Raw genomic sequence first — 24970 nt, 5'->3', positions numbered from 1 at the left:
CCCCCGTCCCGCGCCGCGCGGGCCCTCACCCGCCCGAGACCAGCGCCATCCCCAGCGGTGTGCGTTCGTACAGCACCTGGTGCCCGTACCGGCGGGACGTGAGCAGGCCCGCGTCCCGCAGCACCGTCAGATGCGCCGACACCGACGACGGGGCGAGACCCAGCCGGTGGGCCAGCGCCGTCGTCGTCGCCGGATCGCTCAGCGCGGCCAGGACCCCGGCCCGCCCCCGCCCCAGCAGCCGCACCAGGGGCTCGCCGCCCTCCGAGCCCGGCCGCGCCCACAGGCCCGCGAGGCCCCGTGCCGGGTAGACCAGCGTGGGCTGCCAGGGCGGCTCGAAGCCGCTGATCACGTCCGGCCAGGAGAACACGCTCGGCATCAGCACCAGCCCCCGCCCGTCGAGGTCGCGCCCGTGCTCGCCCGGCCAGTCGATCGTCAGCGTCCGCCCGTCCCAGGACAGCCGCCGGTCCAGCTCCGGCAGCAGCGCCCCCAGGCCCACCTCGGCCAGCCGCCGCGAGTGGAAGGCGACATCGGCCTCGAGCAGCGCCCGCAGCCGCGGCCACTCCGGCTCGACCAGCGCATGCCACGCGGCCTCCATCAGATCGGCCAGCTCCCGCACCGCGCGCCCCGGATCGGCCAGCATCGCCCGCCCCCGCGACGACTCCAGCGCACCCGGTGTGTCGGCGAGCGCCCGCGCCAGGTCCTCCCGCGCCGCCCCGGGGTCCGCCGCCCGCACCTGGGCGATCTCGTCCTCGAACACGGCCGCCGGCCCGATCGGCGGCGGCCCGAGGAAGTCGGGGCTGTGCCCGCGCCGCGGCATGAGCAGCCACAGCGGGGCGAGGTCGATCCCCCGCGCCGCCTCCCGGATGCGGCGCAGCCAGTGCGGGTGGTAGCCGTGCCGGTCCGGCCGCCGCAGCGTCCGCACCGCCTCCTGCGTCTCCCACAGCGGCGACACCGCGAACCGGCACCGCAGGAGGTCGTCGCCTCCGAAGTGCAGACGGAACGGCACGACACCTCCGGGAAAGAGCAGACAGCCGACGAAGATTCGGCAGTGGCCGAAACTCTACGCCGACGGCCCCACCCACCGGCACGCTGCCGCCCATGCAGCAGCAAGTCCCCGAGCCCACCCCGGCCCCGCAGGCCCCGGACCGGCCGGAACCCCCGCCCGTGCCCGCCCCCGTGGCCGAACCGGCCGCCGGCTACGCCCGGGTCTTCGCCGTCCCCGAGTTCCGGGCGGTCTTCGCCGCCCACGCCCTCTCCCTGCTCGGCGTGATGGTCAGCGAGATCGCCCTGTCGGTCCTCGTCTACGACCTCACCGGCTCGCCCCTGATGAGCGCCCTCACCTTCGCGCTCGGCCTCATGCCCTACGTCGTCGGCGGCACCCTCCTCAGCGGGATCGCCGACCGCTTCCCGGCCCGCCGGGTGCTCGTCACCTGCGACCTGGTGTGCGCGGCCTGCGTGGCGCCGATGGTGGTGCCCGGAGCCCACATCGGCGTCCTGCTCGCGCTGCGCTGCGCCGTCGCCGTCGTGTCACCGGTGTTCCAGGGGACACGGATGGCCGGCCTCACCGACATCCTCGGCGACGGCGAGCTGTTCGTCCTCGGCCGCTCCCTGCTGCGGATCGTCTCGCAGAGCGCGCTGCTCGTCGGCTTCGGCCTCGGCGGCCTGCTGCTCACCGTGGTCAGCCCCCGGCACGCCCTGCTGATCACCGTCGGCACCTTCCTCGCCTCCGCCGCCCTGCTCCGCCTGGGCACCCGGAACCGTCCGGCCCGGACCGGGCAGCCCGGCGCCCTGGTGGGCGACTCGCTGCGCGGTGCCCGGCAGGTCCTCGCCGACCGCCGGGTCCGCGTACTGCTCCTGCTGTTCTGGGTGCCGCCGATGTTCACCGTCGTGCCGGAGGCCCTCGCGGCCCCGTACGCCGACGCGCTCGGCACCGGATCCGCCGGTCTCGGCCTGCTGATGTGCGGGCTGCCGGTCGGCACGATCGCGAGCGAGCTGTACGCCGGCTCCCGGCTGCGGCCGGCCGTACGGGAGCGGATCGCCCTGCCGCTGGTCTGCCTGACCCTGCTGCCCTACCTCGGCTACGCCCTGCGCCCCGGCCTCGCCGTCTCCCTGCTCCTGCTGGTGCTCTCCGGCGCCGGGTCGGCGTACACGCTCGGCCTCGACCAGTGGTTCGTGCGGGCGGTGCCCGAGGAACTGCGCGGCCGGGCGATGACCCTGCTGACCGCCGGACTGATGACGATCCAGGGCGTGGGCATGGCACTGGCCGGGGTCGCGGCGGAGTTCGCCGGGGTGGCGGCGACGGTCGCGGGGGCCGGAGTGCTGGGGACCGTGTGCTGCGTGTGGCTGGCGGTGGCCGCCCGCCGGACCGAGGACCGAGCCCGCGGGACCGAAAGCTGAGACGGGGCTGAGCCGCATATGACCGCCCGGTAGGGTCTGGTGACGTGCCGAAGCCCCTCAGTCTTCCTTTCGACCCCATCGCCCGTGCCGACGAACTCTGGAAGCAGCGCTGGGGAAGCGTGCCCTCCATGGCCGCGATCACCTCGATCATGCGTGCCCACCAGATCCTGCTGGCCGAGGTCGACGCGGTGGTCAAGCCGTACGGGCTGACCTTCGCGCGCTACGAGGCCCTGGTGCTGCTCACCTTCTCCAAGGCCGGCGAACTGCCGATGTCCAAGATCGGCGAGCGTCTGATGGTGCACCCCACGTCCGTGACGAACACCGTGGACCGGCTGGTCAAGTCCGGCCTGGTCGCCCGGCGCCCCAATCCGAACGACGGGCGCGGCACGCTCGCCGTCATCACCGACAAGGGCCGCGAGGTGGTCGAGTCGGCCACCCGCGACCTGATGGCGATGGAGTTCGGCCTCGGGGCCTACGACGCCGAGGAGTGCGGCGAGATCTTCGCGATGCTGCGCCCCCTGCGGATGGCCGCGCACGACTTCCACGAGGACTGACGTGCACGGCCACCCCGGGCAAGATCTCCCGGAACGGGTGGTTACGCTCGTCCCCATGAAACGAAGCGTGCTGACCCGCTACCGGGTCATGGCCTACGTCACCGGTGTGCTCCTCGTCCTGCTGACTCTCGGCGTGATCGCCAAGTACGTGCTCGGCATGAACGGCGCGGCGAGCTTCACGAGCGTCGTCGGCATCGCGCACGGCTGGCTGTACGTCGTGTACCTGGTGTTCGCCTTCGACCTGGGCTCCAAGGCCAAGTGGCCGGTCACCAAGCAGCTGTGGGTCCTCCTGGCGGGGACCGTCCCGACCGCCGCCTTCTTCGTCGAGCGCAGGGTCAGCCGCGAGCTGGAGTCCCGGCTCGCCGCGCAGGACGAGGCCCCCGCGGTCGCCAAGGCCTGAGCGCGCCACCGCCGTACGGAACCCGTACGGCGGTCAGCCGTCGACATTTACTTGGACGTCCTAGTAAATTCGAGGGTATGGACGCTGACGCCATCGAGGAGGGCCGCCACCGCTGGCAGGCCCGGTACGACGCCGCACGCAAGCGCGAGGCGGATTTCACCACGCTCTCCGGCGACCCCGTGGAGCCGGTGTACGGTCCCCGACCGGGAGACACGTACGAGGGATTCGAGCGGATCGGCTGGCCGGGGGAGTACCCCTTCACCCGCGGCCTGTACCCGACCGGCTACCGGGGGCGCACGTGGACGATCCGGCAGTTCGCCGGGTTCGGCAACGCCGAGCAGACCAACGAGCGCTACAAGATGATCCTCGGCAACGGCGGAGGCGGGCTCTCGGTCGCCTTCGACATGCCGACGCTCATGGGCCGCGACTCCGACGAGCCCCGTTCGCTGGGCGAGGTCGGCCACTGCGGCGTGGCCATCGACTCGGCGGCCGACATGGAGGTGCTCTTCAAGGACATCCCGCTCGGTGACGTCACCACGTCGATGACGATCAGCGGGCCGGCCGTCCCCGTCTTCTGCATGTACCTGGTCGCCGCGGAGCGGCAGGGCGTGGACACCGGCGTCCTCAACGGCACGCTCCAGACGGACATCTTCAAGGAGTACATCGCGCAGAAGGAGTGGCTGTTCCAGCCCGAGCCCCATCTGCGCCTCATCGGGGACCTCATGGAGCACTGCGCCTCCAGAATCCCCGCGTACAAGCCGCTGTCCGTCTCCGGCTACCACATCCGCGAGGCCGGGGCGACGGCCGCGCAGGAACTGGCCTACACGCTCGCCGACGGCTTCGGGTACGTCGAACTGGGGCTCAGCCGCGGTCTCGACGTCGACGTCTTCGCGCCCGGCCTGTCCTTCTTCTTCGACGCGCACGTCGACTTCTTCGAGGAAATCGCCAAGTTCCGTGCCGCGCGCCGCATCTGGGCCCGCTGGATGCGGGACGTCTACGGCGCGAAGACCGACAAGGCGCAGTGGCTGCGCTTCCACACGCAGACCGCCGGGGTCTCGCTGACCGCCCAGCAGCCGTACAACAACGTCGTGCGTACGGCCGTCGAGGCGCTCGCGGCGGTGCTCGGCGGCACCAACTCGCTGCACACCAACGCGCTCGACGAGACGCTGGCGCTGCCGAGCGAGCAGGCCGCGGAGATCGCGCTGCGCACGCAGCAGGTGCTGATGGAGGAGACCGGGGTCGCCAACGTGGCCGACCCGCTGGGCGGTTCCTGGTACATCGAGCAGCTGACGGACCGGATCGAGGCCGACGCCGAGAAGATCTTCGAGCAGATCAAGGAGCGGGGGCTGCGGGCGCACCCCGACGGGCAGCACCCGATCGGGCCGATCACGTCCGGGATCCTGCGGGGCATCGAGGACGGGTGGTTCACCGGCGAGATCGCGGAGTCGGCGTTCCGGTACCAGCGGTCGCTGGAGAAGGGTGACAAGCAGGTCGTCGGCGTCAACGTGCACACCGGCTCGGTCACCGGCGATCTGGAGATCCTGCGGGTCAGCCACGAGGTGGAGCGGGAGCAGGTGCGGGTGCTCGGGGAGCGCAAGGCCGGACGGGACGAGAACGCCGTCCGCTCCGGGCTGGACGCGATGCTGGCGGCCGCGCGGTCCGGCGCCAACATGATCGAGCCGATGCTCGAGGCGGTGCGCGCCGAGGCGACCCTGGGCGAGATCTGCGGGGTGCTGCGGGACGAGTGGGGGGTCTACACGGAGCCCGCGGGGTTCTGAGGTTGAGGTCCCGGCGCCGGGGCGGTCGCTTCCGTCCCGGCGCCCTCGTCAACTGCTCGCCGCCAGCCCGCTCAGAAGGACCCGGGTGAAGCCGCGCACCCATTCCTCGTCCGCCGGTTCGGCGCTGACCAGGGTGCGGTGCACCACGGCGCCCGCGACGATGTCGAAGATCAGGCCGACCGTGCGGGCGGCCTCCTCCGGGTCCGGTTCCGGGGGGAGTTCGCCCCGGTGCTGGGCGCGGGCGCGGCCCTCCAGGACCAGGCGCTTCTGCCGGTCCACGATCGAGGTGCGGATGCGTTCGCGCAGCGCCTCGTCGCGCGTCGACTCGGCGACCACGGCCATCAGGCCGCTCCTGGCCTCGGGCCGGGCCAGTATCTCCGCGAACTGGAGCACCACGCCCTCGATGTCGGCGGCGAGGCTGCCGCGGTCGGGGAGGCGGAGTTCGTCGAAGAGTTCGGCGACGGCGTCGACCACGAGTTCGTTCTTGCCCGCCCAGCGGCGGTACAGCGTCGTCTTCGCGACCCCGGCCCGGGCGGCCACGTCCCCCAGGGTGAGCCTGGACCAGCCCAGCTCCACCAGCGCCGCCCGGGTGGCGGCCAGGATCGCCGCGTCGGCGGTGGCGCTGCGCGGCCGGCCGGCGCGGGCGGCGGGGGTGCGGCTCTGCATCCCCTGACCATAACCGGACCGGAAACGAGTGGTTCCTGCCCGGTCGTGAGAGAGATCACCGCGCTGCGCTTCCGCGCGGGAGTCCGCGGCCATTACGCTACGGGTCGTAGCGAAACGCGGGCGCGAGCCCGCGTCCGAGCGATGACCACAGGGTGCCAGGTGGGGACCGGGCGCCCGGCGCGGTACGGCTTTCCCGGCGGTTTTCACTCAAGCGGGCAGAACGGGGGAGGATGGGCGCATGCAGCCACGGAACATGTCCATGAGCGGAGTCGTCGACCTCGCCGCGGTGAAGGCGGCCCAGGAGGCGAAGGCGAAGGCGGAGCAGGCGCGCGCCCAGGCGGCCAGGGAGGGCGGCGCGGGGGCGGTCTCCCCGGCCGATCTCGTGATCGACGTCGACGAGGCCACTTTCGAGCGCGACGTCCTGCAGCGGTCGGCGGAGGTGCCCGTCGTCATCGACTTCTGGGCCGAGTGGTGTCAGCCCTGCAAGCAGCTGAGCCCGGTCCTGGAGCGGCTGGCCGTCGAGTACAACGGGCGCTTCCTCCTCGCCAAGATCGACGTAGACGCCAATCAGATGCTGATGCAGCAGTTCGGCATCCAGGGGATCCCCGCGGTCTTCGCGGTGGTCGCCGGCCAGGCCCTGCCCCTCTTCCAGGGAGCGGCGGACGAGGCGCAGATCCGGCAGACGCTGGACCAGTTGGTGGAGGTCGCCGAGCAGCGGTTCGGGCTGACCGGCCTGACCGTCGACCCGGACGCCGAGGCGGGCGCTCAGACGGCGCCGCAGGCCCCGGTCGGCCCGTACGACGCCCTGCTGAACGCGGCCTCGCAGGCGCTCGACGCGGGAGATCTGGGCGGCGCGGTCCAGGCCTACAAGAACGTACTGGCCGACGACCCGGCCAACCCGGAGGCCAAACTCGGCCTGGTGCAGGCCGAGTTGCTCCAGCGGGTGCAGGGTCTGGACCCGCAGCGGGTGCGCCGGGAGGCGGCCGAGAAGCCGGCCGACGTGCAGGCCCAGATCGCCGCCGCCGACCTGGATCTGGTGGGCGGTCATGTCGAGGACGCCTTCGGCCGGCTCATCGACACCGTGCGGCGCACGGCCGGTGAGGACCGGGACGCGGTGCGGCTGAGGCTGCTGGAACTCTTCGAGGTCGTCGGGCCCGAGGACCCGCGAGTCACGGGGGCGCGCAGGGCGTTGGCGCGGGCACTGTTCTGACCCGGGCCGGTGCCGTCGTGCTGACCAGTCGTTAAACACCCGGGCTGTGATGCCCGAGTGAAAGATTGGCCGAGGAGTCGTCAGGGCGGCCGCGCTTTACCAAAACTTGGTCATCGCGGCCGCTGTTACTGGCAGTAAATCAACGGTGTGGTTCCGCCCGGTTCCATCCGGGCATCCACCGTTTTGTTCTGCCCTTTGTTAGCACCGAGTGTCGCCGTTCGGGGCCGGTGAGTCGTGTCCCGGTTATCCAGCCGTTACTAGCGAGTAACGAACCCCCTTGTGCGGGCGGCGAGAATGCACCACGATCGGCGACGCTCGGTCCATCCCCGTACCCCGGCAGCCGGCCGGGTCATGGGGTGCCTGGGTCCCCACCGAGCAGGGTCGGCGGCAGTGGCGCCGCCCCTTTGGACAGGGGGGTCTTCGCCGGCTGGCGAAGCCTGTCCAGCAAGGTTGTGCGTGATGCGTGTCAGGCGCGACCAGTGGTTGTCGCTCGGGGGTGATCGCCGGTGATTCGGGCGCGGTTGGCGCCACCGAGCGCGGGCGCTCTCCTTCCCGAGGACGTAGCACTTCTCCCATCCCTGCCCGGCCGAGCCGCCGGCCGGTGGTGAGCCGGGCCAGGAGATGTACGTCCGAGAAGGAGGAAATATGGAGTCCCAAGTGCGTGGCGGGACCAGATGGAAGCGGTTCGCTGTGGTCATGGTGCCCAGCGTGGCCGCGACGGCGGCGATAGGCGTGGCCCTGGCGCAGGGTGCCCTCGCCGCGTCGTTCAGTGTGTCGGGCCAGTCGTTCAAGGTGACGGCCGACAAGCTGGTGGGCAAGGGGTTCGTCCAGTACGGAGCGATGGACTCGGGGTACACCCTCGAGGGCAAGGACACGGCTCACCCGGTCGCGGTCTCGGCGTTCAAGACGGCCACGATCAACAACCTGTGCCAGTCGGTCGTCACCCCGGTCGGCCTCCCCGGCCTGCCGAAGGTCAGCCTGATCCTGAAGGCGGGCGGCGGCGACAAGCCGGTCAAGGCCGACAACCTCTACATCGACGTCGCCGACCTGCAGGCCGACGCCACGTTCAAGAACATCGACATCGGTGTCGCGGCCAAGGACGCCGGCAAGGGTCCCGGCATCAAGGCGGGCGAGGTCGAGCAGAAGAAGACCAACCCCTACGGGTTCGCCCAGCAGGCCGACTCGGCCACGCTGACCGGCGTGAAGCAGACGGCGTGGGCGACCACCGCCGGAACCTTCAAGCTCAGCGGACTGAAGATGTCGCTGTCGACGGATGCCAAGGAGTGCTACTAGGCACTCGGTGACGGGCGGGGGAGCCGACGGCGCCCCCGCCCGTTCCACCTTCCGTCCGCTCTTCACACACCCCCCACACCGACCAAGCACCACCCTCATCACAGCAACGCCGCACCAGGGAGCTGTTTTCCATGAGCGCCGAGACTCCTGCCGCAGCCGGCCAGTTCACCCGCCGGAGGCTGCAGTTCCGCGCCTGGCGGGGCACGCGTCCGTTCTGGGCCGGTCTGTTCGTCCTGCTCGGCGGCTTTCCGATCATGTACTTCCCGTACGCCCACCTCAAGCTCGGTCATCTGACGCTGGCGATGGCCACCACCGCGGGCGCCGGGTCCCTGATCATCGGCGTGCTGCTCGTCGTCCTGGGCGTCAGCCTGTGGTTCCAGAAGCACATCCGGGTGTTCGCGGGTGTCGCGGCGATACTGCTGGCGCTGGTGTCCATCCCCGTCTCCAACTTCGGCGGCTTCGTCATGGGCTTCCTGTCCGCGCTCATCGGCGGCGCGATGGCCGTGTCGTGGGCGGAGGGCGTACCGCCCGCGCCGGAGGACGCCGAACGGGACGGACCGGTACGGGGCGGTGCCCCCGAGGCCGCGCCCGGCCCGGCGGCGGATGACGACCCGGTACCGCCCGGGCCGTTGGCGGACCCGCTGGGCAAGGAGGGCCCCTCCCAGGGCTTCGAGGCGCTGGGGGAGAACGACCTGTCAGGAACGAGCCCGGCCAACGGGGCGAACGGGAGGCGAAGTGCCGGCTGACGAGGTGACTCACGGAACGGGAGTGGAGGAGTTCCGTGTGAGAACCGGGCCGCGCCACGCGGCACCCAAGAAGCCGCTGTTCACCAGGTTCCACATGCCGGCCGGCAAGGCGATAGCCATGGCGGCGATGCCGACGGCCGTCCTCATGGGGATGGGCTTCACGTCCACGCACGCCGTCGCCGACAACAACGCGTCGAAGCCGTCCGCCAAGAGCCTGACGGCCGACGAGTACAAGGACTGCGTCGCGGCACTGGACGGCTCCCGCGACGAGCCCTCGGCCTCGCCGACGCCGTCCGCCTCCGCGAGCGCCGGTGACGCCGCGGAGGGCGGCGACGGCGCCACCGCGACGCCGGCGCCCTCGGCCACCTCCGCCACGGGCCAGGACGGCCAGGCGGACCAGAACGGCCGGCAGGACGAGGGCTCCTCGCACGCGTCCTCCTCGCCCGGCACGGCCTCCGGCGACAAGGCCGCGCCCAAGCCGGCCCCCACCGCCTCGGAGAGCAAGCCCGGAGGTTCGGGGACCGGGGGAGCCGCCACGACGGCCCCTCCGGCGTCCGGGGGCGGCGGCCTGCTGGGGACCGTCGGGGACACGCTCGGAGGCGTCGGGGACGCGCTCGGAGGACTCCTCGCCGGCGGCAAGCAGGGCTCCGGGGCCTCCGCGGACCCGGGGGCCGCGCCGTCCGCCTCCGCCACGCCCGCGGCGGGCGGGAGCAAGGACACCGGCGACGGCGCCTCGGATCCGGTCAAGGACACCGCCCGGAAGGTCACCGACACCGTCAAGGACACGGTCGAGGGCACCGTGAAGGACACGACCGGCACGGTGTCCAGGACGGCCGGGAAGGCCGTCGAGGGTGTCAAGGACACAGCCGGTGAAGCGGCCGGCGAGGCTGCCGACGCGGCGACGGCCTCCCCGAGCCCGTCGGCGAGCTCCACGACGGACCCGGAGGACTGTCCGGCCGCCACCGACGCCGAGGGCGGCGTGGACAACGACGTGCTCCTGGCCGACGACCCCTGGTACCTGGACGCCAGTTCGCTGCTGCTGAAGGGCGCCGACTACCAGGGCGTCGTGGAGGTGCGCACGGCGAGCGGAAAGGTCAAGAAGGTGCTGAAGTACGTCATTTCGGATGGCACCGACATCGGCGACCTGCACCAGACGGTGAAGGACGAGGGGATCGGCAAGACCTACCACGTCCAGGCCGCCAAGGGTTCGATCTCCACGATCCGCAACGGCGACACGGTGATGTACACCGAGAGCATCTCCGGCAACCTGTTCGGTCTGATCCCCGTCACCTTCAGCCCGAAGAGCCCTCCGCCGCTGAACATCCCGCTGATCTACTTCACCAAGGTCAAAGTGGTCCAGGCGGCCCAGTTCGGCGGCGACCTGCACGTCCCCGGAATGCGCCAGTACACCACCGACTGACCGGCCGCGGGCCCGTCCGGGAGCCGCGACACCGCTGAGGGCGCCCCCTGTGCGCGGGGGGCGCCCTCAGTCGTGTGCCGGTCGGCCGTGCGCGGGGTCAGTCGCGGGAGCCGCCGCCCAGGTGGTGGACGCGGACCATGTTGGTGGTGCCGGGGACGCCGGGGGGCGATCCGGCGGTGATGATGACCGTGTCGCCGGGGGCGAAGCGGTTGAGCTTGACCAGCTCCTGGTCGACCAGGTCGACCATCTCGTCGGTGCTGTTGACGAACGGCACCACGTGCGGTTCCACGCCCCAGCTCAGCGCGAGCTGGTTGCGGGTGGACTCGTCGGTGGTGAACGCCAGGATCGGCTGGCAGGCGCGGTAGCGGGACAGCCGGCGCGCGGTGTCGCCGGACTGGGTGAAGGCCACCAGGCCCGTGGCGCCCAGGAAGTCGGCGATCTCGCAGGCGGCGCGGGCCACCGAACCGCCCTGTGTGCGCGGCTTCTTGCCCGGCACCAGCGGTTGCAGGCCCTTGGAGAGCAGCTCCTCCTCGGCCGCCTTGACGATCTTCGACATCGTCTTGACGGTCTCGACCGGGTAGGCGCCCACGCTCGACTCGGCCGACAGCATGACCGCGTCGGCCCCGTCCAGGATCGCGTTGGCCACGTCGGAGGCCTCGGCGCGGGTCGGACGGGAGTTGGTGATCATCGACTCCATCATCTGGGTCGCCACGATCACCGGCTTGGCGTTGCGACGGCACAGCTCGATCAGGCGCTTCTGCACCATGGGGACCTTCTCGAGCGGGTACTCGACGGCCAGGTCGCCGCGGGCGACCATCACACCGTCGAACGCCATCACGACGTCCTGCATGTTCTCCACCGCCTGCGGCTTCTCCACCTTGGCGATGACGGGGACGCGGCGGCCCTCCTCGTCCATGACCCGATGGACGTCGGAGACGTCCTTGGCGTCGCGGACGAAGGACAGGGCGACCATGTCGCAGCCCATGCGCAGCGCGAAGCGCAGGTCCTCGACGTCCTTCTCGGACAGCGCGGGCACGTTCACCGCGGCGCCGGGCAGGTTGATGCCCTTGTGGTCGGAGATGACGCCGCCCTCGATGACGATCGTCCTCACCCGCGGGCCCTCGACTTCCAGGACCTTCAGCTCGACGTTGCCGTCGTTGATGAGGACCTGGTCGCCGCGCGAGACGTCGGCGGGCAGCCCCTTGTACGTCGTACCGCAGATCTGCTTGTCGCCCGGGACGTCCTCGGTGGTGATGGTGAACTCGTCACCCCGCTCGAGCTCCACCGGACCCTCGGCGAAGGTCTCCAGCCGGATCTTCGGGCCCTGGAGGTCGGCGAGGACGGCGATGGCCCGGCCGGTCTCCTTGGCCGCGGCGCGGACCCGGTCGTACCGTGCCTGGTGCTCGGCGTGCGTTCCGTGGCTGAAGTTGAAACGGGCCACGTTCATGCCCGCGTCGATCATGGCGACGAGCATCTCGTGGGAGTCGACCGCTGGGCCGAGAGTACAGACGATTTTCGAACGGCGCATGGGGCGATCCTATCGGTTTGTTTCGCTCCGGAATATTCCGTCTGATGGAAGATACAAATGGGCGCCTTGGCGCTCAGTCGAGTGCCGGCCGGAATTCCGCGGACGTGCTCAGCCGTCCTTTCCGACCAGTGCGTAAGTCTGGGTGGCGATCTCCATTTCCTCGTCCGTGGGAACCACGGCCACGGCGACCCGCGCGCCCTCGGGCGAGATCAGCCGCGCCTCGTCGCCGCGTACGGCGTTCCGGTCGCGGTCCACCGCCAGGCCCAGGCCCTCCAGGCCCGCGAGGGCGGCCTCACGCACAAAGGCCGCGTTCTCGCCGACCCCGGCCGTGAAGGCGACCGCGTCCACCGTGCCGAGTACCGCGTAATAGGCACCCACGTACTTCTTCAGCCGATGGACGTAGATCTCGAACGCGAGCCGTGCCTCGTCGTCGCCCTCCTCCGTCCGGCGCCGAATCTCCCGCATGTCGTTGTCGCCGCACAGACCGAACAAACCGCTCCTCTTGTTGAGGAGAGTGTCGACCTCGTCCATGGACATTCCGCCGACTCGCTGCAAATGGAAGATGACGGCCGGGTCGAGGTCACCGGAACGCGTTCCCATCACCAGTCCCTCCAGCGGGGTGAGCCCCATGGAGGTGTCCACGCACCGGCCGCCCCGGACCGCCGAGGCCGACGCGCCGTTGCCCAGGTGCAGCACGATGACGTTGACGTCCTCGGGGGCCCTGCCGAGCAGCTCGGCGGTCGCCCGGGAGACGTAGGCGTGCGAGGTGCCGTGGAAGCCGTAGCGCCGCACCCGGTGCCGGTCGGCGATCTTCGTGTCGATCGCGTAGCGGGCCGCGGACTCCGGCATGGTCGTGTGGAACGCCGTGTCGAAGACGGCGACCTGCGGCAGGTCGGGGCGCAGCGCCATGGCCGTGCGGATGCCGGTGAGGTTGGCCGGGTTGTGCAGCGGCGCCACCGGGATCAGCCGCTCGATCTCGGTGAGCACGGTGTCATCGATGACGGTGGGCTCGGTGAAGAACAGGCCGCCGTGCACCACCCGGTGCCCGATCGCGGCCAGTTCGGGGGAGTCGATGCCGAGTCCGTCCCTGGCCAGTTCCTCCGCGACCGCCTTCAGCGCGGCGTCGTGGTCGGCGATCGGGCCGTTCTGCTCGCGGCCGGCCCCCGTGGCCAGGCAGGTGTGCTTGAGCCGGGAGGTCCGCTCGCCGATGCGCTCCACCAGGCCGACGGCGAGCCGGGTCGCGTCGCGCATGTCGAGCAGCTGGTACTTCACCGACGAGGAGCCGGAGTTGAGGACGAGGACGCGGGTCGCGGTCACGAGGCGCTGGCGCTTTCTGGTCGGGAGCTGTGGAGGTCTTCGGCCGCGCACGCCGGGACGGCTGCCCCGGCGGACGCGGCCGGGCAGGGTCAGTTGCCGGACGACTGGGCCTGGATCGCCGTGATGGCCACGGTGGTGACGATGTCCGGCACCAGGGCGCCGCGGGACAGGTCGTTGATCGGCTTGCGCAGGCCCTGGAGGACCGGGCCGACCGCGACCGCGCCGGCCGAACGCTGCACGGCCTTGTAGGTGTTGTTGCCGGTGTTCAGGTCCGGGAAGATCAGCACGGTGGCCTGCCCCGCCACCTCCGAACCGGGCAGCTTGGTGGCGGCCACCGACGGCTCCACGGCCGCGTCGTACTGGATCGGCCCCTCGATCATCAGGTCCGGGCGGCGCAGCCGCACCAGATCGGTCGCCTCGCGCACCTTGTCCACGTCGGCGCCCGAGCCGGAGTCGCCGGTGGAGTACGACAGCATGGCGATCCGCGGTTCCACGCCGAACCGGGCGGCGGTGGCCGCCGACTGGACGGCGATGTCGGCCAGTTGCTCGGCGTCCGGAACGGGGTTGACCGCGCAGTCGCCGTAGACGAGGACCTTGTCGGCCAGGCACATGAAGAACACCGAGGAGACGATCGCGGCGTCCCGGCGGGTCTTGATGATCTCGAACGCGGGCCGGATGGTCGCGGCCGTGGAGTGCACCGAGCCCGACACCATGCCGTCGGCCAGGCCCTCCTGCACCATGAGCGTGCCGAAGTAGTTGACGTCCGAGACGACGTCGTACGCCAGCTCCACCGTGACGCCCTTGTGGGCGCGCAGCGCCGCGTACCGCTCGGCGAAGGCGTCCCGCAGGTCGGAGGTGGCCGGGTCGATGAGCTGGGCGTCCCCGAGGTCGATGCCGAGGTCGGCGGCCTTCTTGCGGATCGTCTCCACCGGGCCGAGCAGCGTCAGGTCGCACACGCCCCGGCGCAGCAGCACCTCCGCCGCGTGCAGCACGCGCTCCTCGGTGCCCTCCGGCAGCACGACCCGGCGCCGGTCGCCGCGGGCCTGTTCGAGCAGCTGGTGCTCGAACATCATCGGCGTGACCCGGTCGGTGCTGGGCGCGGAGACGCGCTTGCTGAGGTCGGCGGTGTCGACGTACCGCTCGAACAGGCCGAGCGCGGTCTCCGCCTTGCGCGGGGTGGCCGCGTTGAGCTTGCCCTCCAGGGAGAACAGCCGCTCGGCGGTGAGGAAGCTGTTGCCGGACACAGAGACGACCGGGGTGCCCGGGGCGAGGCGGTCGGCCAGGGTGAGGATCTCCTGCCGCGGCGCCTCGTTCAGGGTGAGCAGCACGCCGGCTATCGGCGGGGTGCCGGCGCTGTGCGCGGCGAGCGAGCCGATGACCAGGTCGGCGCGGTCGCCGGGGGTGACCACCAGGCAGCCGGGGGTCAGCGCCTTGAGGAGGTTGGGCAGCATGGCGCCGCCGAAGACGAAGTCCAGGGCGTCGCGGGCCAGTCCGGAGTCGTCGCCCAGCAGGACCCGGCCGTCCAGGGTCTGGGTGATCTGCGCGACCGTCGGCGCGGACAGGGCCGGCTCGTCCGGCACCACCCAGCAGGGCACCGGCAGCCGGCCGGCCAGCCGCTCGGCGATCTCGTCGCGCTGCTCGCGGGCCACCCGGTTGGTGACCATGGCCAGCACGTCGCAGCCGAGGCCGTCGTAGGCGCGGTAGGCGTTGCGGGTCTCGGCGAGCACCGACTCGGCGCTCTGCCTGCGGCCGCCCACGACGGGCAGGACGGAGGCCCCGAACTCGTTGGCGAGCCGGGCGTTGAGGGACAGCTCGTCCGGGAGCTGGGTGTCGGCGAAGTCGGTGCCGAGGACGAGGACCACGTCGTAGTCCCGGGCGACCAGGTGGAAGCGGTCGACGAGGGCCGACACCAGTTCGTCCGTGCCCTGCTCGGCCTGGAGGGCGGACGCCTCCTGATAGTTCATGCCGTAGACGGTCGCCGGGTCCTGGGGGAGCCGGTAGCGGGCGCGCAGCAGCTCGAAGAGGCGGTCGGGGCCGTCGTGGACGAGGGGGCGGAAGACGCCCACCCGGTCCACCTGCCGGGTCAGCAGCTCCATGACTCCCAGCTCGACGACCTGCCGGCCGTCACCGCGGTCGATACCGGTCACGTACACGCTGCGGGTCACGCGGGCTCTCCGTTTCCTCGGGGGATCACTCGTCGGCCGGGGATGGCGTCCTGCAAAAAACGCCCACCGGGGTGAGCGGAATCCCCTTGACAGTACCCCCGCCGGTAGCTATGGCGCCCGTCAGGCCATGGCCGTCCCCGGGACATGAAACAATCGGACGGGATCACCGGTGTCAACAGTGAGCGGGAGACACAGCAGCATGCGTATCGGAGTTCTCACGGCCGGCGGCGACTGCCCGGGGCTGAACGCGGTGATCCGGTCGGTCGTGCACCGGGCGGTCACGGCGTACGGCGACGAGGTCATCGGCTTCGAGGACGGCTACGCCGGCCTGCTCGACGGCCGTTACCGCACCCTCGACCTCAACGCGGTGGGCGGCATCCTCGCCCGCGGCGGCACCATCCTCGGCTCCTCCCGGCTGGAGCGCGACCGGCTCCGCGAGGCCTGCGAGAACGCCTCGGACATGATCCACCGGTTCGGCATCGACGCGCTGATCCCGATCGGCGGCGAGGGCACGCTGACCGCGGCGCGCATGCTGTCGGACGCCGGGCTGCCGGTGGTCGGCGTGCCGAAGACGATCGACAACGACATCTCCTCCACCGACCGCACCTTCGGCTTCGACACGGCCGTCGGCGTGGCCACCGAGGCCATGGACCGGCTGAAGACCACGGCCGAGTCGCACCAGCGCGTGATGGTCGTCGAGGTCATGGGCCGGCACGCGGGCTGGATCGCGCTGGAGTCCGGCATGGCGGCCGGCGCGCACGGCATCTGCCTGCCCGAGCGGCCCTTCGACCCGGCCGACCTGGTGAAGATGGTCGAGGAGCGGTTCGCCCGCGGCAAGAAGTTCGCGGTGATCTGCGTCGCCGAGGGCGCCCACCCGGCCGAGGGCACCATGGACTACGGCAAGGGCGAGATCGACAAGTTCGGCCACGAGCGCTTCCAGGGCATCGGCACGGCGCTGGCGTACGAGCTGGAGAGCCGGCTCGGCAAGGAGGCCAAGCCGGTCATCCTCGGCCACGTCCAGCGCGGCGGTGTCCCGACCGCCTACGACCGCGTCCTCGCCACCCGCTTCGGCTGGCACGCGGTGGAGGCCGCCCACCGCGGCGAGTTCGGCCACATGACCTCACTGCGCGGCACCGACATCGTGATGGTCCCGCTGGCCCGGGCGGTGACCGAGCTGAAGACCGTCCCCAAGGACCGCATGGACGAGACGGAGTCGGTGTTCTAGAGGTTCCCCCGCGCTCCCGGGAGGTGCGGCCGTCCCCTACCGGTCGGTGCCGCCCTCCCGCACCCACCGGTACACCAGCTCCGGCCTGCCCACCTGCCCGTACAGCGGGCTGCGTACGGCCCGGCCCGCGTCCACCAGGTGCTCCAGGTAGCGCCGGGCGGTGATCCGGGAGATGCCGACCGTCCCGGCGACGCCCGCCGCCGGGAGCCCCTCCCGCGCCGCGCGCAGCGCGTCCGTCACCCGCTGGAGCGTCGGCGCGCTCAGGCCCTTGGGGAGGGCCGCCGGGCTCGGGGCGCGCAGCGTCGCGATCGCCCGGTCCACCTCGTCCTGGCCGCCCACCTCCCCGACCGCCGCGCGGAACTCGGCGTACCGCACGAGCCGGTCCCGGAGCGTGGCGAAGGTGAACGGTTTCAGGACGTACTGGACCACCCCCAGCGAGACCCCTTCGCGCACCACGGCCAGGTCCCGCGCCGAGGTCACCGCGATCACGTCCGCGTGATGGCCGCCCGCCCGCAGGGACCGGGCCAGCTTCAGGCCGTGCACGTCCGGCAGGTGGAGGTCGAGCAGCAGCAGGTCCACCGGGGTGCGCTCGAGCGCCCGGCGGGCCTCGGCGCCCGTGTGCGCCGTGCCGACGGCGACGAACCCCGGCACCCGGCCCACGTACATCACGTGCGCGTCCGCCGCGACCGGGTCGTCCTCCACCACCAGGACGCGGATGGGCTGCGTCCCGCTCCCGCCGTCGCTCATGCCACGCCTCCGGTAAGGCCGCGCCCGGTCCCGGACACGGCCCTGCCGGTCACCGGGTTCTCCGTCCCGTGGGTCAGGGGCAGCCGCGCCTCGAACACCGCGCCGCCTCCTTCCGCCTCCGTCACCGTCAGCGTCCCCTCGTGCCGCCGTACCGCCTGCCGTACCAGCGCCAGGCCCAGTCCCCGCCCGCCCGGGCCCGTCGGCTTGGTGGAGAAGCCGTGCTGGAACACCCGGTCCGCATGGGCCGGGTGGACGCCCGGTCCGGTGTCCGCGACCCGCAGCACCAGCTCGCCGTCCTCCGCGCACGCCGTGACCGTCACCCGCGCCGGCATGCCGCCCTGCGCCGCGTCCACCGCGTTGTCGACGAGATTGCCGAGGATCGTCACCAGGTCCCGGGGCGGCAGGCCGCGCGGCAGCAGTCCGTCGTCCAGGCCGCTGTCCGAGGACACCACCAGTTCCACGCCGCGCTCGTTGGCCTGGGCCGTCTTGCCGAGCAGCAGCGCGGCCAGCACGGGCTCGCTCACCGCCGTGACCACCTGGTCGGTCAGCGCCTGGGCCAGTTCCAGCTCCGCCGTCGCGAACTCCACGGCCTCCTCCGCCCGCCCCAGTTCGATCAGTGACACCACCGTGTGCAGCCGGTTGGCCGCCTCGTGCGCCTGGGAGCGCAGCGCCTGGCTGAAGCCGCGCTCCGAGTCCAGTTCGCCCATCAGCGACTGGAGTTCGGTGACGTCCCGCAGGGTCACCACCGTGCCCCGGCGCTGACCGCCCGAGACCGGTGAGGTGTTGACCACCAGCACCCGCGCGTCGGTCAGGTGCACCTCGTCCACCCGCGGTTCGGAGGCCAGCAGCGCACCCGTCAGCGGGGCCGGCAGGCCGAGGTCCGCCACCGACCGGCCCATCACGTCCTCCTGGCGTCCCACGTCCAGCAGTTCCCGCCCGCCGTCGTTGATGAGCGCCACCCGGTGCTGGGCGTCCAGCATCAGCAGGCCCTCGCGCACCGCGTGCAGGGCGGCCTGGTGGTAGTCGTGCATCCGGCTGAGCTCCGCCGCGTTCATGCCGTGGGTGTGGCGGCGCAGACGCGCGTTGATGACGTACGTGGCGATCGCGCCGAGCGCGAGGATCCCGGCCGCGACCGAGAAGAGGGCGATGACCTGTTCCCGTACCCGCTCGCTGATCGCCTGCACCTTGATGCCGGCGCTGACCAGGCCGACGACGCGGCCGTGCTCCTCGACGGGTGTGACCGCGCGGACGGACGGGCCGAGGGTGCCGGTGTAGGTCTCGGTGAAGGACTCGCCGCGCTGGGCGCGGGAGATGTTGCCGAGGAAGGGCAGCCCGATCTGGTCCGGGTCCGGGTGCGTCCAGCGGATGCCGTCCGGCGTCATGATCGTGACGAAGTCGACCCCGGTGTCCTGCTGGACCCTCAGCGCGTACGGCTGGAGCTCCGCGGACGGGTCGGAGGTCCCGATGGCCGTCAGGACCGAGGGGGCGTCGGCGATGGAACGGGCCACCGCCGTGGTCTGCCGGCGGGCCGACTCCTCGGCCTGGCCGCGGTCGCTGAGGTAGCTGAAGAGCGCGTACCCGGCCACGACGAGCGCCAGCAGCACGGCCTGCATGGCGAAGAGCTGGCCCGCCAGGCTGCGGGGTCTGGGGAGGACGGGTATGCGCATGCCGCCAGTCTGCCTCTTTCGTTCTGGCGTGAACTATGTGGCGTGAACTTAATGAACGGAAGCGTGACCCCCCTCACAGGGCGGGAGATAGTCGCGGCATTCCCCCATGCCCGGACGTGAGCCGCACGCCGGTGATGCCGATGACGTCGTCAAGGAGGGCCGCCTTGAGCAGCGCAGCCGATACGGCACCTGCCGCTCCCGCAGCCAAGCGGGACCGTACCCACTATCTGTACATAGCGGTGATCGCCGCTGTCGTCCTGGGCGTCGCCGTCGGGTTCGCCGCACCCGACTTCGCCAAGGAGCTCAAGCCGCTCGGCACCGGCTTCGTGAACCTGATCAAGATGATGATCTCGCCGATCATCTTCTGCACGATCGTGCTCGGCGTCGGGTCGGTGCGCAAGGCCGCGAAGGTCGGCAAGGTCGGCGGCCTCGCGCTCGGCTACTTCCTCGCCATGTCGTTCGTCGCGCTGGCCATCGGGCTCGTGATCGGCAACATCGTCCACCCGGGCAGCGGGATGCACCTGACGGAGGCGGTCAAGGGCGCCGGCCAGGCGCAGGCGCAGGCCGGGAGCGAGGGCCCGGTCGACTTCGTGCTCGGCATCATCCCGACCACGCTCGTGTCGGCGTTCACCCAGGGCCAGGTGCTGCAGACCCTGCTGGTCGCCCTGCTCGTCGGATTCGCGCTCCAGGCCATGGGCCGCAAGGGCGAGCCGGTCCTGCGCGGGGTGGAGCACATCCAGCGGCTGGTGTTCCGTGTGCTCGCCATGATCATGTGGGCCGCCCCGATCGGCGCCTTCGGCGCCATGGCCGCCGTCGTCGGCGAGACGGGCGTCGACGCGCTGAAGGCACTCGGCGCGATCATGCTCGGCTTCTACGTCACCTGTCTGCTGTTCGTGCTGGTGGTGCTGGGCACGCTGACCCGGCTGGTGGCCGGCGTCAACATCTTCCAGCTGCTGAAGTACCTGGGCCGTGAGTTCCTGCTGATCCTGTCGACGTCGTCGTCGGAGTCCGCGCTGCCCCGGCTCATCGCCAAGATGGAGCACCTGGGCGTGAGCCGTCCGGTCGTCGGCATCACCGTGCCGACCGGCTACTCCTTCAACCTCGACGGCACGATGATCTACCTGACCATGGCCTCCCTGTTCATCGCCGACGCGATGGACCAGCCGCTGTCCATCGGCCAGCAGATCACGCTGCTGCTGTTCATGATGATCGCGTCCAAGGGCGCCGCCGGTGTCACCGGCGCCGGACTCGCCACCCTCGCCGGTGCCCTCCAGTCCCACAAGCCCGCCCTGGTCGACGGCGTCGGCCTGATCGTCGGCATCGACCGCTTCATGAGCGAGGCCCGCGCCCTGACCAACTTCGCGGGCAACGCGGTCGCCACCCTGCTGATCGGCACCTGGACCGGCGAGGTCGACAAGGACCGCGTCCGGCGGGTCCTCTCCGGCGAGCTGCCCTTCGACGAGAAGACACTGCTGGACGACGACGCCGAGGACGGCGCCGGGATCCCCGAGCAGCGCGAACTGGCCAAGGCCTAGCGCGGGCAGGACGCCGAGAGCCCGCACCCCGTCAAGGGGTGCGGGCTCTCGGCGTCCTGCCGGAGGTGGGGGTCAGTCGCTGAGCCCGGCCACCAGGGCCGCGGCCAGGGAGGCGGGCACCCCGGCCGCCGTCAGGACCGTCACCGCGGCCGTGCGGCCCGCCTCCCGGGGGTCGAGCAGTCCGTCGTTCACCGCCTCCATCAGGGCGAACAGGATCTGCTCCTTCACGTAGGCCAGGGCCGGCGCGGGCAGGGGAGAGGCGAAGACGCCCTCGTCCAGGCCGCGCTGGAGGAGTCCCGCGGCGCTCTCCCGGACGGGGGTGAGGCGTTCACGGATGCCTTCCATGGTCACCGTGCGCTGGGCGAGCGCGACCAGCAGCCGGTAGCGGTCGGCGATCTCCCAGACCGCCAGCACCGACCGCGCCACGGCCTCCGCCGGATCCTCGACGCCCTCCCGGCCCGCCGTGTGCGCGCCGGCGAGCGCGAGCACCGCCTCGTCGACGAGCGTGCTGATCAGCGCCTCCCGGCTGGGGAAGTGGCCGTACACGGTGCGTCGTACGACACCGGCCGCGCGCGCGATCTGGTCCATGGACGCGTCGGGGTCGCGCAGCAGCTCCGCGAGGGCGACATCGAGGATCCGGCGCCGGTTCACGTCGGCGCGACTGGTGCTACCCGTGGTCATGGCTGACATTCTGCCTCTTCCTCGACTTGCACAGCGCTGTGCAAGGGTCGTACATTGCACATCGTTGTGCAATTGCACTCCGCTGTGCAAGTCGATCGAGGAAGGCGACTCATGCCCATGCGACCCGTCATGAACGAACCGGCCGAGAGGATGGACCGGCCCTACGCCCGGCGCTGGTGGGCGCTCCTCGTGCTCTGCCTGAGCCTGCTGATCATCGTGATGGCGAACACCGCGCTCACAGTCGCCGCGCCCGACATGACCCGGGACCTCGGGCTGTCCAGCGCCGACCTCCAGTGGGTCATCGACGGCTACACCGTCCCGTACGCGGCGCTGATGCTGCTGCTCGGCGCGATCGGCGACAAGTACAGCCGGCGCGGCGCGCTCGTCCTCGGGCTCGTCGTGTTCGGCGGCGGCGCCGTCCTCGGCCACCTCGCCGACAGCGCGGCGACCGTCATCGCGGCCCGCGCCGTGATGGGTGTGGGCGCCGCGCTGATCATGCCGGCCACCCTCTCCCTGCTGGCCGCGACGTTCCCGCGCGCCGAGCGCGCCAAGGCGATCACCCTGTGGACCGCAACCGCCGGCCTCGCCATCGCCGCCGGCCCGCTCGTCGCCGGCGCGCTGCTCGAGGACCACGGCTGGTCCTCGACCTTCCTGATCAACGTGCCGGTCGCCGCCGTCGCGCTGGTCGGCGCCCTCGTCCTCGTACCGCCCTCCAGGGCGGCGCACCACGGCCGGATCGACTACGTCGGCGGACTGCTGTCGGTGGTGTGGATCGGCTCGCTGGTCTACATGATCATCGAGGGCCCCCACTTCGGCTGGGACGCCAAGGCGGTCACCGCGGCCGCGGTCGCGGGCGTGAGCCTGGTGGCCTTCGTCCTGTGGGAGCTGCGCCACCCGCGCCCGGTCCTCGACGTACGGCGCTTCGGACAGCGCCGCTTCGCCGGCTCCAACCTGGCCGTGGCCCTGTTCTTCCTGGCCGTCTTCGGCGCCTTCTACTACCTCACCCAGCACCTCCAGTTCGTCCTTGGTCACGACGCCCTCGCCACCGGCCTGCGCATGCTGCCGCTGGCCGGCGCCGTCTTCGCCGGCTCGGCGCTGACCGGGTACCTCACCCCGCGCGTCGGCATGAAGTGGACGGTGACCGCGGGCATGGTCGGCGGCACCGCGGCCCTGGCGCTGCTGACCCGGGTTGACGGCTCGTCCGCCTACGGCGACCTCGTGGCGCCCCTGGTGATCCTGGGCCTGGCGATCGGGCTCGCCCTCTCGCCCTGCACCGACGCCATCATGGGCGCGTTCCCCGAGTCCGAGCTGGGCGTCGGCGGCGCCGTGAACGACACCTCCCTGGAGCTGGGCGGCTCGCTCGGCATCGCGATCCTCGGCTCGCTCCTTTCCACCTCGTACGCCCAGCACCTCTCCGACGCCACCGCCGGCAGCGGGCTCCCGGCGGGCGCCCTGTCCACCGCCCAGGACTCGGTCGGCGCCGGATACGCCGTGGCCCAGGGCATCGGGGAGAAGGCGCAGAAGCTCGCGGCGCAGGCCGCCCACGCGACCGACCCGCAGCAGGCCGCGCAGCTCAAGGCGCAGGCCGGAGGGCTCGCCGAGGGCGCCCAGCGGATGAAGGAGGCGGTCGGCTCGTCCTTCTCCGACGCGGTGGCCCACACCAGCCTCGTCGGCGCGGTGATCCTGGGCGTGGGCACCCTCGCCGTCGCCCTGCTGCTGCCGCGCGGCGCCGCCCGCGACGAACAGCCGGCCGAGGAGGCGAAGGAGCTGGTGGCCGGCGGCGCGAAGTCGGCGACCCGGGACTGAAGTCCCGGGATCCCGTGCGGGCGACGTCCTTGCGTGGCGCCCGGGTGGGGCCGGCCCTCCCGTCCCGGCCCCCTCCGCACGCTCCGCCGCGGCGCTAGTGCTGTGACCGGAAAGGTTTGCCGGGAAGCTCGCGGCGTTTGGTGCGGTGCATCGCAAGGCGGAGCATCGCCCGCGGACTGGATGTACTCGGGTGATGCGACAACGCGGCGAGGTGCCGTGCCTGACGCCGCGAGCCGGTGAACTTTTCCGGTCGCAGCACTAGCCCCGCCGTGTCCACGGCCGCAGCTTCTCCGGGTTGCGGACCACCCAGATCCGGGTGACACGCCCGTCGGAGACGTCGAACGAGGCGACGGTCATGACGACGCCGGCACGCTGGGCCACCAGGCCCGGCACACCGTTGACCGACCGCTCCAGGAGTTCGAGCCCCGGAGCCTTGCCGGCGATGGCGACCATGTACTGGGCGATACGCTCGCCGCCCTCGACCGGGCGCAGGACGGTGCCGACCGAATTGCCGCCGTCGGCGGTCATCACGGCGGCCGGGTCGAGGAGACCGACGAGGGCTGCGATGTCCTTGCCCTCCCATGCCTCTTTGACGTGCCTCACCACATCCGCCTGGCCGGTCGCCGTGACCGGAACGCGCGCGACGCCCGCCCGGCGTCGGGCGGACGCGGCCAACTGCTTGCAGGCCGCGGGGGTCCGGCCGAGAACGTCGGCGATCTCGGCGAACGGGTACCGGAAGACGTCGTGCAGGACGAACGCCACCCGCTCGGCGGGCGTCATCGACTCCAGGACGACGAGGAAGGCCATGACCACCGACTCGTCCAGGACGATCCGGTCGGCGGGGTCGGAGTCGTCCGCGTGGCCCCACTCGGTGCGGTCGGGCAGCGGCTCGGGCAGCCACGCGCCGACATAGCGTTCGCGGCGGGCCCGCGCCGAGCCGAGCAGGTCCAGGCAGATGCGGCCGGTCACCTTCGTCAGCCAGGCGCCGGGGGAGAGGATCTCCTCCTGCCGGCTTGGTGACAGCCCGTACCAGCGTGCGTAGGCATCCTGCACGGCGTCCTCGGCCTCGGACGCCGAACCGAGCAACCGGTAAGCGACATTGATCAGCCGGCGCCGCTCGCCGGCTATCCCCTCCGTGCTGTTCCCGACAGTCCCCATGCTTCCGGCCGCCCCCTCGCCTTACCTTTCGCAGGCCCGCGTCGTCGAACTGCTGAGACCTTATAGACCTACTGCCCGAGGGCGGAAAAGGAGAGTGTGGCGTGGCCACTCACGTGACGGCGGACGCACGGCGCGGCTCCTCGTTCCTGCAGATCGCGATCGCGGTGCAGACCCTGACCATCTTCTTTCAGGCGGTCTCCGCCGGACTGCTGCTGACCTCGTCCTACGGAGAGACGCTGCACAGTGTCGGAGCCCGTGTGATGTACGGGGCGGCGATGCTGTACGTGCTCGCGGCGGTGCTGGCGTGGAAGCCGGGCGGCGGCTCGCCCCGGCCCGTCCGGCACGCGTCGGGTTTCCTCGTACTCGCCTCGGTCCAGGTCGTGCTCGGCATCGCGCACGTCCCGTCGGTCCATCTCCCCCTGGGTGTCCTGATGTTCGCTCTGAGCGTGCTCGCGCTGACCCGGCGCTGAGCGGTCCGTCCCCGGCCACGACGCCCTGTGAACTGAAAGCTCTCGGCGACCGTCTCTTACCACGATGGACTAGCGTGGCGGGGGGGGGGGGGGGGGGGGGGGGGGGGGGGGGGCGGGCCCGGGGGGGGGGGGGCCGGGGGGGGGGGGCCGCGCCCCGCGCCCCCCCGCCCCCGCGCCCGCGCAGCCCGCCCCCACCCCCCGCCGCGC

Annotated in this window: 21 protein-coding genes; 12 read left to right on the top strand and 9 right to left on the bottom strand. The window is 71.8% G+C overall.

The annotated features are described in order from the left end of the window. Positions 1–25: 25 nt before the first annotated feature. A complete protein-coding gene (locus ACF09J_RS33000; protein WP_392309148.1) occupies positions 26–1006 on the bottom strand; it encodes a DUF5937 family protein in 981 nt (326 codons plus the stop codon). A gap of 92 nt (positions 1007–1098) precedes the next feature. On the opposite strand from ACF09J_RS33000, the gene ACF09J_RS32995 reads away from it, so the two are divergent. The 4 genes from ACF09J_RS32995 (at position 1099) to ACF09J_RS32980 (ending at position 5129) form a co-directional block, all read left to right on the top strand. Continuing rightward, complete coding sequence (locus ACF09J_RS32995; protein WP_392309147.1) at positions 1099–2397, top strand: MFS transporter; 1299 nt, start codon at positions 1099–1101, stop codon at positions 2395–2397. Positions 2398–2441: 44 nt separating this feature from the next. Next, positions 2442–2951, top strand: a complete 510-nt coding sequence (locus ACF09J_RS32990) for a MarR family winged helix-turn-helix transcriptional regulator (RefSeq protein WP_392309146.1) — start codon at positions 2442–2444, stop codon at positions 2949–2951. A 55-nt stretch (positions 2952–3006) separates the two neighbouring features. Next, on the top strand, positions 3007–3351 hold the full coding sequence (locus tag ACF09J_RS32985) for a DUF3817 domain-containing protein (protein WP_392309145.1): 345 nt from the start codon (positions 3007–3009) through the stop codon (positions 3349–3351). Positions 3352–3428: 77 nt separating this feature from the next. After that, positions 3429–5129 carry a methylmalonyl-CoA mutase gene (locus ACF09J_RS32980; RefSeq protein ID WP_392309144.1) on the top strand — a complete coding sequence of 567 codons (1701 nt, stop codon included), beginning with the start codon at positions 3429–3431 and terminating at the stop codon, positions 5127–5129. Positions 5130–5177: 48 nt separating this feature from the next. Here ACF09J_RS32980 and ACF09J_RS32975 read toward each other — a convergent pair whose 3' ends face one another. After that, positions 5178–5795: a TetR/AcrR family transcriptional regulator gene (locus ACF09J_RS32975; protein WP_392309143.1), complete on the bottom strand. Its 618-nt coding sequence runs from the start codon at positions 5793–5795 to the stop codon at positions 5178–5180. 238 nt (positions 5796–6033) lie between these two features. Between ACF09J_RS32975 and ACF09J_RS32970 the strand changes: the two genes are divergently transcribed. From ACF09J_RS32970 to ACF09J_RS32955, 4 genes are all read left to right on the top strand, one after another. Continuing rightward, a complete protein-coding gene (locus tag ACF09J_RS32970) occupies positions 6034–7005 on the top strand; it encodes a tetratricopeptide repeat protein (protein ID WP_392309142.1) in 972 nt (323 codons plus the stop codon). A 645-nt stretch (positions 7006–7650) separates the two neighbouring features. Next, positions 7651–8298 carry a DUF6230 family protein gene (locus ACF09J_RS32965; protein ID WP_392309141.1) on the top strand — a complete coding sequence of 216 codons (648 nt, stop codon included), beginning with the start codon at positions 7651–7653 and terminating at the stop codon, positions 8296–8298. A gap of 131 nt (positions 8299–8429) precedes the next feature. Then, positions 8430–9044, top strand: a complete 615-nt coding sequence (locus ACF09J_RS32960; protein ID WP_392309140.1) for a DUF6114 domain-containing protein — start codon at positions 8430–8432, stop codon at positions 9042–9044. After that, positions 9034–10464 carry a hypothetical protein gene (locus ACF09J_RS32955; RefSeq protein WP_392309139.1) on the top strand — a complete coding sequence of 477 codons (1431 nt, stop codon included), beginning with the start codon at positions 9034–9036 and terminating at the stop codon, positions 10462–10464. The genes ACF09J_RS32960 and ACF09J_RS32955 overlap by 11 nt, the downstream gene beginning before the upstream one ends. A gap of 97 nt (positions 10465–10561) precedes the next feature. On the opposite strand, the gene pyk is transcribed toward ACF09J_RS32955, so the two are convergent. The 3 genes from pyk to pta all read right to left on the bottom strand — a co-directional run bounded on the left by pyk (position 10562) and on the right by pta (position 15474). Next, positions 10562–11992, bottom strand: coding sequence for a pyruvate kinase (gene pyk, locus ACF09J_RS32950; protein ID WP_392309138.1), 1431 nt, complete (start codon positions 11990–11992; stop codon positions 10562–10564). Between the two features lie 108 nt (positions 11993–12100). Next, complete coding sequence (locus ACF09J_RS32945; RefSeq protein WP_392309137.1) at positions 12101–13309, bottom strand: acetate kinase; 1209 nt, start codon at positions 13307–13309, stop codon at positions 12101–12103. Between the two features lie 89 nt (positions 13310–13398). Then, complete coding sequence (gene pta, locus ACF09J_RS32940; RefSeq protein ID WP_392309136.1) at positions 13399–15474, bottom strand: phosphate acetyltransferase; 2076 nt, start codon at positions 15472–15474, stop codon at positions 13399–13401. A gap of 199 nt (positions 15475–15673) precedes the next feature. On the opposite strand from pta, the gene ACF09J_RS32935 reads away from it, so the two are divergent. Further along, entirely contained in the window at positions 15674–16699 is a 1026-nt protein-coding gene (locus tag ACF09J_RS32935; protein WP_392309135.1) for an ATP-dependent 6-phosphofructokinase, read from the top strand. A gap of 36 nt (positions 16700–16735) precedes the next feature. Here the strand turns inward: ACF09J_RS32935 and ACF09J_RS32930 are convergent, their stop codons facing one another. Continuing rightward, on the bottom strand, positions 16736–17446 hold the full coding sequence (locus tag ACF09J_RS32930; RefSeq protein WP_392309134.1) for a response regulator: 711 nt from the start codon (positions 17444–17446) through the stop codon (positions 16736–16738). Next, positions 17443–19113, bottom strand: a complete 1671-nt coding sequence (locus ACF09J_RS32925) for an ATP-binding protein (protein ID WP_392309133.1) — start codon at positions 19111–19113, stop codon at positions 17443–17445. The genes ACF09J_RS32930 and ACF09J_RS32925 overlap by 4 nt, the downstream gene beginning before the upstream one ends. Positions 19114–19277: 164 nt before the next feature. On the opposite strand from ACF09J_RS32925, the gene ACF09J_RS32920 reads away from it, so the two are divergent. Continuing rightward, a complete protein-coding gene (locus tag ACF09J_RS32920; RefSeq protein ID WP_392309132.1) occupies positions 19278–20648 on the top strand; it encodes a cation:dicarboxylate symporter family transporter in 1371 nt (456 codons plus the stop codon). Positions 20649–20720: 72 nt separating this feature from the next. Here ACF09J_RS32920 and ACF09J_RS32915 read toward each other — a convergent pair whose 3' ends face one another. After that, entirely contained in the window at positions 20721–21338 is a 618-nt protein-coding gene (locus ACF09J_RS32915) for a TetR/AcrR family transcriptional regulator (RefSeq protein WP_392309131.1), read from the bottom strand. Positions 21339–21446: 108 nt separating this feature from the next. Here ACF09J_RS32915 and ACF09J_RS32910 point away from each other — a divergent pair, with 108 nt between their 5' ends. After that, complete coding sequence (locus tag ACF09J_RS32910; RefSeq protein ID WP_392309205.1) at positions 21447–23135, top strand: MFS transporter; 1689 nt, start codon at positions 21447–21449, stop codon at positions 23133–23135. Between the two features lie 258 nt (positions 23136–23393). Here the strand turns inward: ACF09J_RS32910 and sigJ are convergent, their stop codons facing one another. Continuing rightward, a complete protein-coding gene (gene sigJ / locus ACF09J_RS32905; protein ID WP_392309130.1) occupies positions 23394–24293 on the bottom strand; it encodes an RNA polymerase sigma factor SigJ in 900 nt (299 codons plus the stop codon). A 101-nt stretch (positions 24294–24394) separates the two neighbouring features. Here sigJ and ACF09J_RS32900 point away from each other — a divergent pair, with 101 nt between their 5' ends. Then, positions 24395–24763 (top strand): hypothetical protein, encoded by a 369-nt coding sequence (locus ACF09J_RS32900; RefSeq protein ID WP_392309129.1) that lies wholly within the window; start codon positions 24395–24397, stop codon positions 24761–24763. Positions 24764–24970 lie beyond the last annotated feature (207 nt).

The sequence above is a fragment of the Streptomyces sp. NPDC014889 genome, assembly GCF_043081205.1.
Classification (GTDB): domain Bacteria; phylum Actinomycetota; class Actinomycetes; order Streptomycetales; family Streptomycetaceae; genus Streptomyces.
This window is presented reverse-complemented; position numbering and strand designations above follow the sequence as displayed.